14 protein-coding genes are annotated in these 15103 nt (G+C 64.0%); 13 read left to right on the top strand and 1 reads right to left on the bottom strand.

Annotation, left to right across the window (positions count from 1 at the left end):
• Positions 1-9 precede the first annotated feature (9 nt).
• From KME82_RS08185 to KME82_RS08155, 7 genes are all read left to right on the top strand, one after another.
• Positions 10-600 (top strand): adenylate kinase, encoded by a 591-nt coding sequence (locus KME82_RS08185; RefSeq protein WP_345777990.1) that lies wholly within the window; start codon positions 10-12, stop codon positions 598-600.
• A gap of 166 nt (positions 601-766) precedes the next feature.
• A complete protein-coding gene (locus KME82_RS08180) occupies positions 767-955 on the top strand; it encodes a hypothetical protein (RefSeq protein ID WP_215498072.1) in 189 nt (62 codons plus the stop codon).
• Positions 955-1122, top strand: a complete 168-nt coding sequence (locus KME82_RS08175; protein WP_215498071.1) for a hypothetical protein — start codon at positions 955-957, stop codon at positions 1120-1122. The genes KME82_RS08180 and KME82_RS08175 overlap by 1 nt, the downstream gene beginning before the upstream one ends.
• Complete coding sequence (locus tag KME82_RS08170) at positions 1115-2683, top strand: portal protein (RefSeq protein WP_215498070.1); 1569 nt, start codon at positions 1115-1117, stop codon at positions 2681-2683. Before KME82_RS08175 ends, KME82_RS08170 begins: the two co-directional genes overlap by 8 nt.
• A complete protein-coding gene (locus KME82_RS08165; protein WP_215498069.1) occupies positions 2680-2835 on the top strand; it encodes a hypothetical protein in 156 nt (51 codons plus the stop codon). The genes KME82_RS08170 and KME82_RS08165 overlap by 4 nt, the downstream gene beginning before the upstream one ends.
• Entirely contained in the window at positions 2835-3548 is a 714-nt protein-coding gene (locus tag KME82_RS08160; protein WP_215498068.1) for a capsid assembly protein, read from the top strand. Before KME82_RS08165 ends, KME82_RS08160 begins: the two co-directional genes overlap by 1 nt.
• Positions 3549-3655: 107 nt before the next feature.
• A complete protein-coding gene (locus KME82_RS08155) occupies positions 3656-4609 on the top strand; it encodes a hypothetical protein (protein ID WP_215498067.1) in 954 nt (317 codons plus the stop codon).
• Positions 4610-4961: 352 nt separating this feature from the next.
• Here KME82_RS08155 and KME82_RS08150 read toward each other — a convergent pair whose 3' ends face one another.
• The gene (locus KME82_RS08150) at positions 4962-5432 is read right to left on the bottom strand and encodes a hypothetical protein (protein ID WP_215498066.1); all 471 of its coding nucleotides are present in this window, start codon (positions 5430-5432) and stop codon (positions 4962-4964) included.
• A 169-nt stretch (positions 5433-5601) separates the two neighbouring features.
• On the opposite strand from KME82_RS08150, the gene KME82_RS08145 reads away from it, so the two are divergent.
• The 6 genes from KME82_RS08145 to KME82_RS08120 are packed head-to-tail and all read left to right on the top strand — an operon-like array spanning position 5602 to position 15098.
• Positions 5602-6201, top strand: a complete 600-nt coding sequence (locus KME82_RS08145; RefSeq protein ID WP_215498065.1) for a hypothetical protein — start codon at positions 5602-5604, stop codon at positions 6199-6201.
• Positions 6202-6204: 3 nt separating this feature from the next.
• The gene (locus KME82_RS08140; RefSeq protein WP_215498064.1) at positions 6205-8331 is read left to right on the top strand and encodes a hypothetical protein; all 2127 of its coding nucleotides are present in this window, start codon (positions 6205-6207) and stop codon (positions 8329-8331) included.
• Positions 8328-8792 (top strand): hypothetical protein, encoded by a 465-nt coding sequence (locus tag KME82_RS08135; RefSeq protein ID WP_215498063.1) that lies wholly within the window; start codon positions 8328-8330, stop codon positions 8790-8792. Before KME82_RS08140 ends, KME82_RS08135 begins: the two co-directional genes overlap by 4 nt.
• Before the next feature lie 28 nt (positions 8793-8820).
• Positions 8821-9228, top strand: coding sequence for a virion core protein, T7 gp14 family (locus KME82_RS08130; protein WP_215498062.1), 408 nt, complete (start codon positions 8821-8823; stop codon positions 9226-9228).
• Between the two features lie 39 nt (positions 9229-9267).
• On the top strand, positions 9268-11457 hold the full coding sequence (locus tag KME82_RS08125) for a hypothetical protein (protein ID WP_215498061.1): 2190 nt from the start codon (positions 9268-9270) through the stop codon (positions 11455-11457).
• Positions 11457-15098, top strand: a complete 3642-nt coding sequence (locus KME82_RS08120; protein ID WP_215498060.1) for a hypothetical protein — start codon at positions 11457-11459, stop codon at positions 15096-15098. Before KME82_RS08125 ends, KME82_RS08120 begins: the two co-directional genes overlap by 1 nt.
• Positions 15099-15103: the final 5 nt, after the last annotated feature.

Raw genomic sequence — 15103 nt, 5'->3', positions numbered from 1 at the left:
CCTATTGGCCTGCTCTACATAGAGCCCGCGCAGGCGTGCTTACCTTTATTTGATAGGAGTCCCCTACTGAACATCATCGGTATCACCGGCCGTGCGCGGTCGGGCAAAGACACCCTGGCCGACTACCTCGTGGAGCACCACGGGTTCGCCAAGCTCTCGCTCGCCGGTCCGATCCGCGGCTTCATCGCGCAACTCACCGGCCTGAGCGTCGAAGAGCTGACCGACGGGCCGCTCAAGGAAGAGCCGCTGACTTGGCTTGGCGGCATCACCCCGCGCCGCATGATGCAGACGCTCGGCACCGAATGGGGCCGGCAGACCATCTGCAACGAGCTGTGGCTGATCGTCGCCCAGCGCCGTATCGAACGCGCCAAGCGCGAGGGCAAGACCGGCGTGGTGATCTCGGACGTGCGCTTCGACAACGAAGCCGAGTTCGTGCAGAACCTCGGTGGTCGGGTGGTCGAGCTGGTCCGACCCGGTTCGGCCGTCGTGGAGCAGCACGTGAGCGAGGCCGGCGTGGACCGGAAGTGGGTCAGCGCGAGCTACACCAATGACGGCCCGCGGCATCAACTGGCCCACTTTGCGGCAGTCCTGGCGGGCTGAATATAACGGTGGTTCTAGAGGGGAAGCCGTAGGCTTCCCCGTTCTAGTTACACCTAAAGTGAACCTCAGTGCCCGCCTGCGTGGTGGCGCTGCCGGTCCGAATAAAACAGTGGCTCTAGAGGGGAACCCGAAGGGTTCCCCATTCTAGTTACACCTAAGGAGAACCTTGGAATCCATTCCCCTCACCGCCGATGAACTGATCGACCAACTGGCCGAGCAGTACCCCGAGGTCATCTACGACCCCGGCCAGGATCGCGACGAGTTCCTGCTGAAATCGGGGGAACGGCGCCTGGTATTGCTCCTGCTCACTCGGCGTCGGCTCGACCTCGAAGCATCCCGCGAAGGTCGTAGCTGATGTGCAGCACCCCGAAGGCCAAGGCGACCCCGACGCCTGACCTGCTCATCACCCGCCGCGACGGCGAGGCGTCCAACCAGGCCGCTGCCAAGCGCAAGAAAGGCGACATGCGGCTGGATCTCAACTCCCCGCAGCAGTACGCCGGTCTGACGATCCCGCGTGGCTGAGTCGCAAGGCTTCGTTTCCGCGAAAGAACGCTACACCACCCTCAAACCCAAGCGCCAAGACGCCGAGTCGCGCGCCAAGCGCTGCGCGGCCGTCACGATTCCCGCGCTCTTCACCGATCCGCAGCAGAAGAAGTCCAGCTACGTGACGCCCGTCCAGGGCACCGGAGCGCGCTGCGTCAACGCTCAAGCGTCCCAGCTGCTCCTTGCGATGCTGCCGGTCGCCATTACCCCGTTCAAGATGGCGCCCGATCTGGCCGTCGCTCAAAACTTGATGGACGAGGCCGGCATCCAGAAGGGCGAACTGGAGACGGCGCTGTCTGAGGTCGAGCGATCCGTCATGGACGAGATCGAGACCGAAGCAGCCGTCCGCTCCACCCTCGCCGAGGGCCTCAAGCACGGCGTCTACTGCGGCAACTGCACCCTCTACATCCCGGACGCAGGCCCGTCGAAGCTCTACCCGCTCACGTCCTACGTTGTCGATCGGGACGGCCTCGGAACCATCCTGGAGATGGTCACCCTCGACATGATCGCGCCGCAGGTTCTCCCCGAGCCGGTCCGCAATCAGATCATGCAGGGCGTGTCGGAAACCGAGCGAATCAAGAAGCTCTCCGAAGACGTGGAGCTGTATACCCGCATCTACCGCGACGAGCAGAACGCGAACTGGCTCGTGTATCAGGAAGTCGAAGGCGTGATGGTCCCCGACTCAGAAGGCCAGTATCCCATCGACGCGTGCCCGTGGATCACCATGGCATTCCCGCGGTCCCCCGGCGACGACTATGGGCGCGGCTTGATCGAGGACTTCCGCGGCGAATTCGAGACGCTCGAAGCGCTCCGCAAGTCGATCCGCAAGGCCGCCGCAGCAGCCGCGAAGATTCTGTGGATGCTCAAGCCGAACTCGACCCTCAAGGTCGAGCAGTTCACGAAGGCCGAATCCGGCGCCGTGATTCGCGGCACCCGATCTGACATCGAAGCGCTCACGCTCGACAAGTACCAAGACCTCGCGTTCGTCCGGCAAGAAGCTGCGGACACCGCGAAGGCGCTTGAGCTGGTCTTCGGCGTCGGCACCGCGATCCAGCGCAGCGGCGATCGCGTGACCAAGGAAGAGATTCAGTACCTCGCCCGTGTCCTCGAAGACAACCGAGCGGGCATCTACTCGGTCCTCGGGCCGGAGATTCTCGCGCCAATCGTGCGCCGCATCTTGGCCCGAAAGCAGAACGACGGCTCTGTGCCGCAGATGCCGAAGGGCCTCATCAAGCCGCGCATCACGGTGGGCACCGCCGCACTCGGCCGCGGCCACGACTTCGAGAAGCTGGTCCGCTTCGGTGACACCGCGAAGGGCGTCCTGGGCGAGCAAGAGTTCAAGCGCCGTATCGACGCTGGCGAATGGCTGTCGCGCCTCGGCGCCGCAGCGGACATCTCGACGAAGGGCCTGGTGCTCGATCCCGAGACCGTCGAAGCGAACGATCAGAGCGCCGCAATGCAAGAAGCCGCCGTCCGTGCCGCGCCGAACATGGCGAACGCGATGGCGCCCCAACTACCCACACCACAGGCCCCCGCATGACCGACAAGACCGAAAGCACCGCCGACGCCAAGCTCGAAACGCTGGTGAAGCCGACCAAGACCGCGAAGGCGGAACTGCCGGCCAACGTCGTCAAGACCGAACTGGCGCACGGCACCGTGCTGCTCAACGCCACCGCGGTCGAGCGTAACTGATGTCCACCGCCGACACCGGAAACACCCCGCCGAACGACGGCACCACGACTCCCCCGGCCGACGGCGGCAACACCACTCCCGACTACGCCGGCTTCGCCAGCGTCGAAGAGCTGGTCGCCGCGCACAAGGCGCTCCAGAAGCCCACCGAACCTGCCAAGAACGCCGACCTGGCGATCAAGCCAAAGGGCGAGGAAGGCGACGCGGGCGTCAAGAGTGTGCTCGCCGCGGCCGGTCTGAGCCAGGACGACTTCACCAAGGAATTCGCCGAGACCGGCGACCTGAGTGAAGAGTCGCGGGTCAAGCTGGAGAAGGCCGGTTTCGACCGCGCCACGCAGGATGTCTACCTCGACGGCCTCAAGGCCCGCCGCAGCTCCTACGAGACCCAGCTGTACGAGGGCACGAAGGGCAAGGACGGCTATGCCGCGATGACCGCCTGGGCCAGCCAGAACCTCAGCGTCGCCGACATCGACGCCTTCAACGCCACGATCAGCTCGGGCAACGCCGCGCAGGCGAAGCTCGCGATCTCCGGCCTGGTTGCCCGCATGAACGCCGGCAAGGCCACCTTGCTCAACGGCAAGACCGGCTCCGCAAACGGCGTCACGGGCTACGCCTCGCAGGCCGAAGTGCGAACCGCGGTGAACGATCCGCGTTACCGCACCGATCCGGCGTACCGCAAGGCGCACGAAGCCCGCCTGATGGCGTCCACGTTCTAAGCCACAACTGGAGCGCCGGCTACCCCGGCGGCGCTCCGACCCAAACCCAAGACCTGCGAGACCGCGGGCACCCGCGTCAAACATCCCTTCTACTACAAGAGAACTAAATGGCAGATTCCATCCCGTCGCGTCCCGGCCAGATCAACAAAGCGGGCGACGACTGGGCGTTGTTCATCAAGAATTACACCGCAGAGGTCGATGCGGCCTTCGTGGAAGCGTACAAGCTGGAAGGTCGGATCATGGTCCGAACCATCGAGCAGGGTAAGTCGGCCTCGTTCCCGGCCATCGGCACCATCGGCTCGCGTTACCACGTGCCGGGCACCGACATCCTGGGTCAGACCGTCGATCACAACGAGCGCATCCTGACGCTCGACCCGATGCTGATCTCGGACGCGTTCATCGCGAACATCGACGAGGCCATGAATCACTTCGACGTGCGCGGCGAGTACACCCGCCAGCAGGGCTACGAGCTGGCCCGCAAGCGCATGATGAACGAGCTGCGCTGCGCGATCCGTGCGGCCCGAATCACGACCTCGGTCGTGGAAGGCCAGCCGGGCGGCGCCGTCATCAAGAACACCACCATGGCGACCAGTGCCACCGTCCTCGCCGCGGCGTTCCGCACCGCGCGCCAGGTGTTCGACGAGAAGAACTTCTCCGACAACCCGGCCGACTACACCGGCGCCCTGCGCCCGGCTCAGTATTACCTGCTGACCGAGAACAAGGACTTGATCGACAAGGACATCAACACCGACTCGAAGGGTAGCTACAACGACGCCACCATCGCTTCGGTCGCCCGCCTGCCGATCGCCAAGATCAACTGCGTGCCGAACACCAACGAGACGGCAGACACCAACGTCCTGTCGAAGTACCGCGGCAACTACGCGGACACCGTGGGCACGATCTTCCACCGCTCCGCGGTTGGCACGCTCCAGCTGCTCGGCCTGTCGGTCGAGGACGTGTACCAGGGCAACAAGCAAGGCACCTTGATGCTGTCCAAGTACGCGCTGGGTCACGGCGAACTTCGCGGCGACGGCGCCATCGAGCTGTCCAAGGCCGCGTAACGCTCAGCCTGTTTCACCCCAAGGGTGCCCCCAGTAAACCGGGGGCACCCTTTTTTTTTCCCTGGCAGGCTCGACGACGATTGGCTCAAACGCGATAACCGCCAATGACAACGCCATTGATGCAAATGGCCTTGGCATTGACGGGCAGGACGCTGTAGGTATACTGGAGACGCCGGAGATTTGTGCCCCCGGCGCCTTGGTTATACGCTTACCATTAACAATGTGGCGTGGTAGCTAAGCATTATCCTGAACTCCTAGTCATGGTCTGAACCGCCATGCTCGGGCGCCGGCCTCCAACCAGCACTGACTTACTGAACAGCCCTGTCGCTGCAACGCCAGGGCTGTTCTTCGTTTACGGGCTTGGTTTCAACGCCCCTTTAAGCGCCCATCCAAGTTTTCGACTCGCCTCGAACCGCTCGTCCTTAGACAGGATTGCGGACAAGGCCAGAACGCGGTCTTTCCCGCGTATGACGATGCCTTCGTTGTCCAGCCTTTTGAGAAGCGCGGCTGTTTTCTCACGAGAACCGTCGCTCAGATAGCTGGCCACTCGATCCGAGGCACTGGCTTTAACGCTTTGATGCGGAACTACATTTCCCAAGTCATCCCTGAACTGCACCAGCGGCGCGGGCCGCGCCGGGAGCGGTGGCGGGAGCGGTAGCGGGGGCTTCGGGTCTACGGCCAATCCAAGCTCGTTAGACAGCTCAATGAGCTGAACAACCTTTTCACGTCGCGCAAGCAAGGTCGTCAGTTCATGCCGGAGCTTCTGGACTTGCCCATCGATCTCCGCCAGGAGCTCCTGAGGCTTCTTCGAGTACGTGATCATGGGCGCCATGCTGCCTGATCATTGGCTTGATTGTCAATAGCCCCGACCCATCTAGCAATTGCTAGCTAGAAGGCATAGCAAGCGCTAATCAATAATTTGAGACGCCGGCACTGTCGGGCTGAGGCGGCTTATATGGGCGCATTCGCCAATCCAACCACCTATGGAACACATGACACTCCCGATCGTTCTCACCACGGAACTCGATGCGGTAAACGAGATGCTGGGCGCAATAGGCGAAATGCCCGTGAGCAGCCTAGATACCGTCGGCAACACCGACGCGGCCATCGCCATTCGGACACTGCACGGCATCTCGCGCGAGGTGCAGTCGAAGGGCTGGTGGTTCAACGAAGACGCCAGCTTCACCTTCACGCTCAACGTGGACAACAAGGTGCCGCTGGTCGCACAGATCATTCGAGTCACGCCCCTCGGGCGCGGCGCGGTGCGCATCACGCATCGAAACAACTTCCTCTACGACCTCAGCAATCAAACCGACGTGTTCGACCCCGAGTCGCCACCGGTCGCGAAGGTGACCTGGTTCTACGAGTACGAGCTGCTGCCGGAAACGGCGCGGCGGTACATCGCCATCCGCGCAGCTCGCATCTTCCAGAAGAACGTGCTTGGTAGTGAGGCGCAAGACCATTTCACCGAAGAGCACGAGAGCACCACCTACGCGCTCCTCGCGTCCGAGCAGGACGACTTCGAGTTCGCCCTCGGCCGCAACTTCATCAACGACGACGCGGACACTTCCGCAATCGGGAATCGCAGCTAAGCAATGGCATTGACCACCGGCCGCTACCCGTCGTTCCTGGGTGGCGCATCGCAACAGGACGATTCCGTCCGCAGTCCGAACCAACTCACCGAAGCAATCAACACCTGGCTGCACACCGCGCTCGGCACCGGCAAGCGTCCGCCGGCCGAGTTCGTCAAGGTGCTCGCTGACAACCTCGACCCGATGGGGCACTACCACTCCATCGTGCGTGACTCCTTCGAGCGCTACGTGGTGGTCATCGGCAACGGCTCCATCCGTGTGTTCAACCACATGACCGGCTACGAGTACGACGTGGTGCCGACCGGCAACGCGCTCCAGTACCTCACGACCGCGCTACAGCCGTGGTCCGTCTTCAAGACGATGACGCTGGCCGATACGACGTTCGTCGTCAACACCGAGCGCGTCGTCAAGATGGACACGGAACTCTCCCCCGGTGCGCTTACGGGTTCCGTCCAGACCTTCACCGACCTGCCGAAGCCCACCGGTAGCGTCCAGGTTCCCACCGGCGCGATCTACGAGATCATCGGAGCGTCCGGCAACGACTTCGACAACTACTACGTGCAGCGCGCTGGCGTAGGCGTGTGGCTGGAAGTTGCTCGGCCTGGAATCCAGCATCGGTTCGATCGCAGCACCATGCCGCACCTGCTCAAGCGAATTCCAGACCCTGTTCACGGCGACGGCTTCTACTTCTCGTTCGGTGCTCCCGATTGGGAAGGCCGGCTCGCTGGTGACGCGGCCACGAATATCCCGGCATCCTTCGTCGGCGAGAAGATCGTAGACGTGTTCCATCACCGCAGCCGCGTCGGGTTCCTCTCGACGGAGAACTGTGCGATGTCCGAGACGGACCGTCCGTTCAACTTCTGGCGCACCTCGGTCACCCAGTTGCTCGACACCGATCCCGTGGACTTCGCGGTCAACACCGATGGCGTCGCCTCGCTGCGCCATGCGATCTCCTACGAGTCCTCGCTGATCCTCTTCGGCGACCGCGCCAACTTCCAGATGACCGCAGACCCCTTCCTGACGCCGAAGACGCCGAAGGTCGATCCACTGGTGAACTACGAGTGCTCGCGGTACGTGAAGCCGGAGAAGCTCGGCGACACGCTCTATTCGGTAACCGACGCCGCCGCGTTTGCGATCCTGCGCGAATACTTCATGGACGACGTGAGCATCACCGGCGACGCCGCTGACGTGACGAGCCATGTCCCCCGCTACATCCCGGGACGCGTCCGCGCGATGGCCGGAGCGCCCGAGGCGGATGTGGTTGTGCTGGCGCAGGAAAGCGCGCCGCACCAGCTCTACGCTTACTTCGTCCGCTGGGCCGGCACCGATAAGGTGCAGTCCGCGTGGTGCAAGTGGGACATCGCAGGTGTCGGCAAGGTCGTCCACCTCAAGGTGATCGACGGCTACCTCTACGTGCTCGCGCGAAAGCTCGGGTCGGCTACCGGCATCGAGATGCTGCGCATGTCGCTCAGCCTCGCCACTGCGGACAGCGACTTCACCGAAGACTACAGCTTTATGCTGGACCGCCTTGCCGTGCTCCAGCCGACGCACTATCCGTTCGGCAACTACACCGACGTGAACCTGCCCTACGCCTTCGGCTCCATGACGAACGTCGTGGTCGCGAAGACGGACGACTGGGCGGACGCCGGCACGCTGGTAGACCTGCAAGGCGCCTCGCTCGCCAACGGCGGCATGACCTTGCGATTCCCGGGCAACCTGGCCGCGGGCAAGCTCGCCGTGGGCCTGAACTACGTCACGCGGGCGGACCTTACGAGGCCATACCTGCGCGATCGAAACAACGAAGCCATCACCGTCGGCCGGCTCCAGGTGCGGGACATCACCGTCGCCTACAAGGACGCCGCCTACTTCGAGGTCGAGGTCGCCACCCGCGGGCGCACCACCGATCCGCAGACGTACCTCGCAAGCCACGCCGGCCTGTTCACCGCACGCACGCTCAACGACTCCACGTTCCGCCTCAATGCCCCGCTGTTCCACTCAGGCGAGCAGCGGTTCCCCGTGCAGTCCCGATCGGACCAGGTGCGCATCTCCCTCGTCAATCGCCTGCCCTACCAATGCTGGTGGCAGTCCGCGCAGTACCGCGCCCTGTTCTCTTCCCGGAGCCAAGTGTGACCGAAGTAACCTACCGCTCCCCAACGGTCGATGACATCCAGTCGGTCGCGGAGCGCATGCGGCTGTCCGATGTGCTCGAAGTCGCTGCCTCGCACGGGCACACGCCGCACAACGCACTGTGCGCCGCAGTGGCCGCATCCACGATCTCGTTCACTGCCGTCATCGACGGTGTGCCCGAGGGCATCTTCGGCGTCTCGCACCATGGCGGCATGTCCGCTGCGGTGTGGATGCTGGGAACCGACGGCCTCACGAAAGACCCGAAGGTGTTCTTCGCGGAGACCTCTCGGATCATGGACGGGTGGCTTGAGCAGTTCGCCATCCTGCACAACTTCGTGGACGACGAGAACGAGGTGTCGAAAGCCTGGCTACTGAAATCCGGCTTCACGCTCGGCGAGCCTGTTCCATACGGCGTTTCGCAGCTGCCGTTCCGCTACTTCTACCGGGTCGGCACGGGTGTGTGAACCGGTAACGATCGCCACCGCGGCGGTCATGATTGCCGGTGCCGTCTACGCCAACGGTGAGCAGAAGAAAGCAACGAAAGAAGCACTCAAGGTCCAGCAGTCCGAGATCGACGCATCCGCGGCGACTCAGAAGAACGAACGCATGGAAGAGGCTCGCGCCCTTCGTGCAACCGCCCGCGCCGCAGCGGCCGAAGCCGCCATCGGCGGTAACTCCGTGGACGCGATCAGCATCGACGTGATGGGCCAAGCCGGCCGAGACGTTGCGCTGATCGAGACCAATCGCCGTAACGGCACGCTCGCCAGCGCGGCGGAAGCCAACGCTCGCATCCGCAGCGCAAACGCTGAGATGGTCCAGGGCATCGGGAACGCCGCCACGACCGGCGCGGCCGGCTATCAGAACTACATGATCCGACGCAAAGGGGCGACCGGGGGTTAATCCCCGGCGTCCTTCCCCTCACCTACCAGGAGACCGCGCATGGCGCGCTTCAAGAAGCAAGAGATCACGCGGCGCACCGTAACCGCGCAGCGGAACTCCGACGCGCCTAACCTGCGCGTGCAGGCCGACCTCGACTCATCCCGCGGCTATTCCGCCATGGGCTCGGTCGCGTCGGATGTATTCGGACGCCTCGGCGCCGCTGCATCGCGTCTCCAGACCGACCGCGCGGTCCGCAAGGACGCCGAGGATCAGACGCAGGGGCAGACGGATCGCACCGTCGAATCCCTCAGTGGCACCGCGGCACAGCCGGCCGAGACGCTCGCGGACAAGACCGCAGGCTACCGCCGCGGTTACTACCTGACGGAAGCCGCTAACCGCATCCACACCACCAAGCTCGAACTCGCCAAGGCGACGGCGGGCTTGCGGCCGGGCGAGGACATCGCGCCGATCATGCAGGAACGCATGGCCGAGATGCTCAAGTCCCCCGAGTTCCAGGACGCGGCGATCCTCAAGGAGATGCAGCCGGCGATCCAGAAAATGCAGGAAGGCGTGGTCGAGTTCCGCCAAAAGACCGAGCTGGCCGAAATCTTCGACAGCCAGGCCGAGAATCTGCGCCAGATCGCGCGCGATGGTGTGCAGGACGGCTCGCTACTCACCGCCGAGGGCGTCAACAACTTCCGCGCCGCGCTCAACACCGAGGCGTTCGCTTATCTCGACGACGATGACGCCGACGACATCCTGTCGGGCGCCTACATTGACCTGATCGAGACCGGCCAGATCGACCCGGAGAACGCGAAGGCCGCACTCCAGAAACCCATCGGTTCCGCTAAGGCCGCCCTGTGGGATCGCGCCGGCTGGGGCGAGAAGTTCGAGACCGCGGTGTCCGCCGGTTCCACCGTGCGTGCCCGCAAGTTCGAAGAGGCGCAGGCCGAGATGCTGTCCGGCATGGAGTTCCAGCTCCAGGGTCGAGCCTCGAAGGGTCAACTCGCAATCGGCGACATCAATGCACTGGCCGATAAGGTTGGCATGCACGGCAAGGACCGGCTGTCCTTCGTGCGTCGCTGGATTGATCAGAATGACGCCGGCCTCAAGCACATGCAGAGCGAGGCGAACCGCGCCAAGGAGCACAAGCAGGTGATCGCCGCGATCAACGCAGGCAATGCCCTGTCGCTGACCGACTCGCAGCTCAACAAGTCGGCCGAGAAAGAATGGGCCGCAGCGGTGACCGGCGGTGATCGCAAGGTGCAGCAGGCGGTCATCGAACGCTACACCCGCGCCGGCATCGTGATCCCGCAGCTCAAGGACATGCTGGGTCGCACGACCTCGCGCAACCTGACCGCGAATTACAACCTGTACGCCGAGCTGGTGAAGATCGACCCGATCGCTGCTGATCGCTACCTGTCGGAGAGCAACGCAACTCTGTTCGCTCAGCACCACGACAACGTGTCGAAGTTCGGCATGACGCCGGAAGAGAGCATCCAAGCTCTACCCACCGGTGCAACGAAGGGTCGCCGCGTGGATGTTGCTCGCGAGATCGGACAGGCAACGACCCAATTCTACAAAGACCGCCCCACCCTTCCCAACGGCTCTGAACGCACGCGCGAGGTGAAGGCGCAGATCGAGCAGCGGGCAATCCGCCTTGCACTCGCGAACCCGAACGCTTCGCCCGAAGACAACCTGGCCGTGGCCGAGCGTCGAGTGCTGGGCGATCTGATCGAGGTCAACGGCCGAATGGTTCCCCGGGGCGGCGCACGCCCGTCCGCGCAGCCGGGCATCGACGCATTCGTTCGCGAAGGTGCCGACGACTTGGCGAAGACCGGTGTGATCTCGCAGGAGCTAAAAGCAGGCGTCTACGCGGCGCCCCTTCCGGATCAACCGAATCGATTCGCCCTAATGCTGCCGAGCGGATACCCCGTAGCGCACCCGAAAACCGGCCGTCCGATCACCTTCGACCCGCTGGAAGTGGCACAGGCCCGAGCCGAGTACGACTCGGAGCGCAAGGAAGCGGAAGTGCGCGCGTCCGCCAAGTTCAAGCAGCAGGTCGGCGCCGAGCGCGCCGGCCTGACGCCCTGGTATGACGGTAAGCGAGGCCCGTCGCTGATGACTACCGACGAGATCGAAGCATTCAATAACCGCTCCAAGCCCATCACCGAGGACGGTAAAGAGTTCCCGTCATTCATGAACTTCCTACAAGAACACCGCACCGCGCGGAAATCAAAAGGACAGTAATGGCAACGCCCATCAGCATCCTCGACCTGGCCGATGACTCGCCCGCCCACGCGCCGGATATCAACCAGCAAGTCGCAATCGCGACTCAGCGTAACGAAGGTGGCTCAACGGCCCGCGCGCAGGCGACACAAGCGCGCCAAGCGGAAGCAGAGCGTGTACGCGAGAACTCGACCGTCGGTGATCTGATCGGCGCCGCGCAGGCACAAGGCGGTATCGGCACCCTGCACCGCATGTGGCAGGAAGGCTCCGTGATGGAGCATGCCAAGGAAGACTACCGGCTCCCGGAAGACTTCGCCGAGCGCATGCAGGAAGCCGGCATCGGGCAGGAGCAGTGGCTCCTATTCGACCGCGCCACCAGCGACGAGCACTTCGAGCTGCTCCAGTCGTTTGCCTTGCAGAACCAGGCCGCCTCGGAGACGCAGGCTCAGTTCGGACTGGCCGCGAATATCGCGGTCGGCCTGACCGATCCTGTAGCCTTCGCCGCCGACGCCGCCACCGGCGGCCTCGCTCGTGCCGCCCGTGCCGGCCGCCTGGTCAACGGCGTCCGCGCCGGTATCGCCGCGGGTGCCACGAACGCGGCGCTGACCTACGGCGCATCCGCGTTCAACCCGGAGATCGGCGACGACGACATCGTGCTCGCTGCCGGCGCCGGATTCGTCCTCGGCGGCGCCCTCAACCTGCGCAACGGCGATCAGTTCGTCAACGCAAAGGCAGTACAGAGCATCGTGAAGCGCGACATCTCTGGCTCCTACGAGAGCATCGGCGCCGCCAAAGTCCACGGTATCCCCGACGAGCCAACCCCTGGCCTCTCGCGGAAGCCCCTGAGCGACACGATGGAAGACATCAAGGACGCTGGCGTCGAGAACATCGAGCTGCGCCCGGCCTTCGCCAACATCCGCCGATCCCTCGCGGCGCGCATGGGCAACATGAAGTCGCCGACGGTGCGCGAGATCAGCCGCAAGCTGTTCCGCGACGGCGTGGGCTACAACGACCGCAATCAGGCCGTGGAGCAGTCCGCAGGTGAGTTCGCGGGGATGCACCGGGCGCGCTTCGAGACGGCGCTCCAGCGCGGCTACAACGCCGCCTGGCGCGACGAGCGAGCAGCCCGCGGCCTCAGCATGTGGGACCGAGCGGCAGAGCTGGAATGGAGCGGCCAAGTCGCTCAGGCGCTCCGTGGCGTCGAGGTCGAATCCCCGGCGGCCAAGGCTGCTGCGGCCCGGGTGCGTAAGGTGCTCGACGAGGCGTTCGACACGGGCGTCCGCAACGGCGTGCTCGACCCTGGCTCGAAGAATGAGAGCTACTTCCCGCAGATTCAGTCGAAGGCCGCCTACCAGCGCATCTTCGGCGAGATGGGTCTGTCCGAGGACCAGGGCATCGACATCTACAAGCAGGCGATCCTGTCCGACATGCGCAAGCGCGCCACGGCCAACCCGGCTTCTGCGGATAACGTCGCCAAGTTCAACGAGCTGGAAGAGAACTACCGCGGCACCTCAGAGGCCGCCAAGCGTGCCCGGGAGCGCGCCGACGAGATCAACGCCGACTTTGCGCTACGCCAGCAGGCAGTGCGCGACGCCGAAGCCGCCGTCGCCGAAGACCTCGGGACCGGCAAGCGCGCCGACATCTCCCGCCGCGCTCGCCAACGCAAGCTCGAAGACAGCCGGCGCCGCCTCATGCGCCAGGAAGAACGCCTCAAGGGCGCCAAGGAGAAGCTCGCAGACGCCCTCAAGCGGGAGGCAGACTCCGACTACGCCCGCACGCAGGCCAAGCAAATCGCCGACGACGGCGGTATCGACGAAGACCTGGCCGAAGTTTACGCCCGAGCGATCATCAACCGCGGCAAGAACCAGGTCCACGGCGAAACCGAGAACATGGTCCGATCGCTGGACCTCGACGACCTGGAGCAGCTCAAGCTCGCACTCGACGACGCCGGTGTCTCCGTGGAGAAGGCCGCCTCGATCCTGCACAAGTACACCCGCAAGGCGGCCGAAGACGCCAAGATCAGCCCCGCCAAGCGCCGCATCTCGCTCGACCCGTCCTTCCGCACGGTCGTCAAGAACCGCAACGGCGCCGACGTGGAGATCGGCGTGACCGACTTCATGGACAGCGATGTCTCCCGAGTGGTCACGGCCTACACCCGCGACATCTCCGGGTGGTCCGCGCTGTCGCAGAAGCTCGGCGTCAAGAACCAACGGGAACTCGAAGCGCTCCGACAGCTGACCAAACGGGAAGCCGACATCGCTGGCGATGACACGGACACGGCTCTGCGCATGTTCGACATCGGCGTCCGCAGCATCATGGGACGCTCGACCGAGGTCAACCCGAACTCTGGTGGTGCGCGCATCGCGCGCGCCCTACGCGACACCCAGTTCCTACGGGTGATGAACCAGGTCGGCTTCACACTGTTCACCGAACTCGGCCCGGTGGTGGCCCACGCCGGGCTGCGTAATACGCTGTCGTCTATCAGCTTCATTGGCGACTTCATGCGCACCGCGGCGGACGGCACGCTCAAGAGCGGCACGGCGCGCTACCTCGACGAGCTGATCGCGACCGGTACGGAGCACCTGCGCAACCCGGTGTACCTACGCCTGGAAGACGATGCGTTCGCATCGCCCACCTACGGCAACAGCAAGATCGGGCGAGCGTATGAGAACCTGCAAGGCCAGGCGCAGCGCGTCACCAGCGTGATGTCGGGCATGGCTCCGATGAACACCATGCTGCAACGCATCGCCGGCCGCGCCACGCTGATGAAGCTGCTACAGCTGGCGAACGACAAGCGCGCTCTCGCCGGCCCGATGCTTCAACGCCTGCGTTCCTACGGTCTCGACGAAGAAGCACAGAAGGCGCTGTTCGACTCGCTGCGCGGGATCAAGAAGGTGGACGACATCACCGAGGCCAAGCTGTCGCTGGCCGACCGTGAACGCGTCGCGGCCTTCATGTACCGCGTGACGCGCCAGCAGGTGCTCGAAGGTGACGCATCCGACTCGATCATGCTCATGCACAGCTCAGGCGGTAAGCTCGTGACCCAGTTCCGCAGCTTCATGGCGTACAGCTACGAGCGCCACCTGCTCAACTCGGCGTATCACTGGAAGGATTGGCACACGTGGCAGATGGTCACGTTGTCGTCGAGCCTCGCGGGCCTGCAATGGGCTGCGCGCAGCTACATCAACACCGCTGGAAACGAGGAGAAGCGCAAGGAGACCCTCACGCGCGCCAACTTCCTCAAAGCGGCGGTCGCGCAGTCGTCGTGGGGTTCGGTCATTCCCGCCCTCACGGACACCCTATTGGGCGTCGCCGGTGAAGAGGCGGTGTTCGCCAACACCCGCTCGACGGGCCTGTCCAACAACCTGCTGAGCGGCATCCCGTCGGTTGACTTCGTGACCCGCGCCGCGGAAGCCGCGAAGTTGCCGGTGCAATTGATCCGTGACGACCAGGAGATTACCCGCAAGGAGCTGGAGAACTTCTCGAAGCTGTTTTGGTTCCAGAACATGACCGGCTGGCAGAACATCCAGCGCGAAGGGTTCGATTGGCTGGAGCAGGAAGGGATCATCGAGAAGAAGAGTGAAGTCGAATCCGAGGCTCGAAAGGAGCGCAACGCGGAGAAGAAAAAGAAGACCTGGCTGGACAATCCCATCTTCAACTAACGAGA

The sequence above is a fragment of the Lysobacter capsici genome, assembly GCF_018732085.1.
Classification (GTDB): domain Bacteria; phylum Pseudomonadota; class Gammaproteobacteria; order Xanthomonadales; family Xanthomonadaceae; genus Lysobacter; species Lysobacter capsici_A.
Note: the sequence above shows the minus strand (reverse complement) of the source record. Positions and strands in the feature narration are given on the sequence as shown.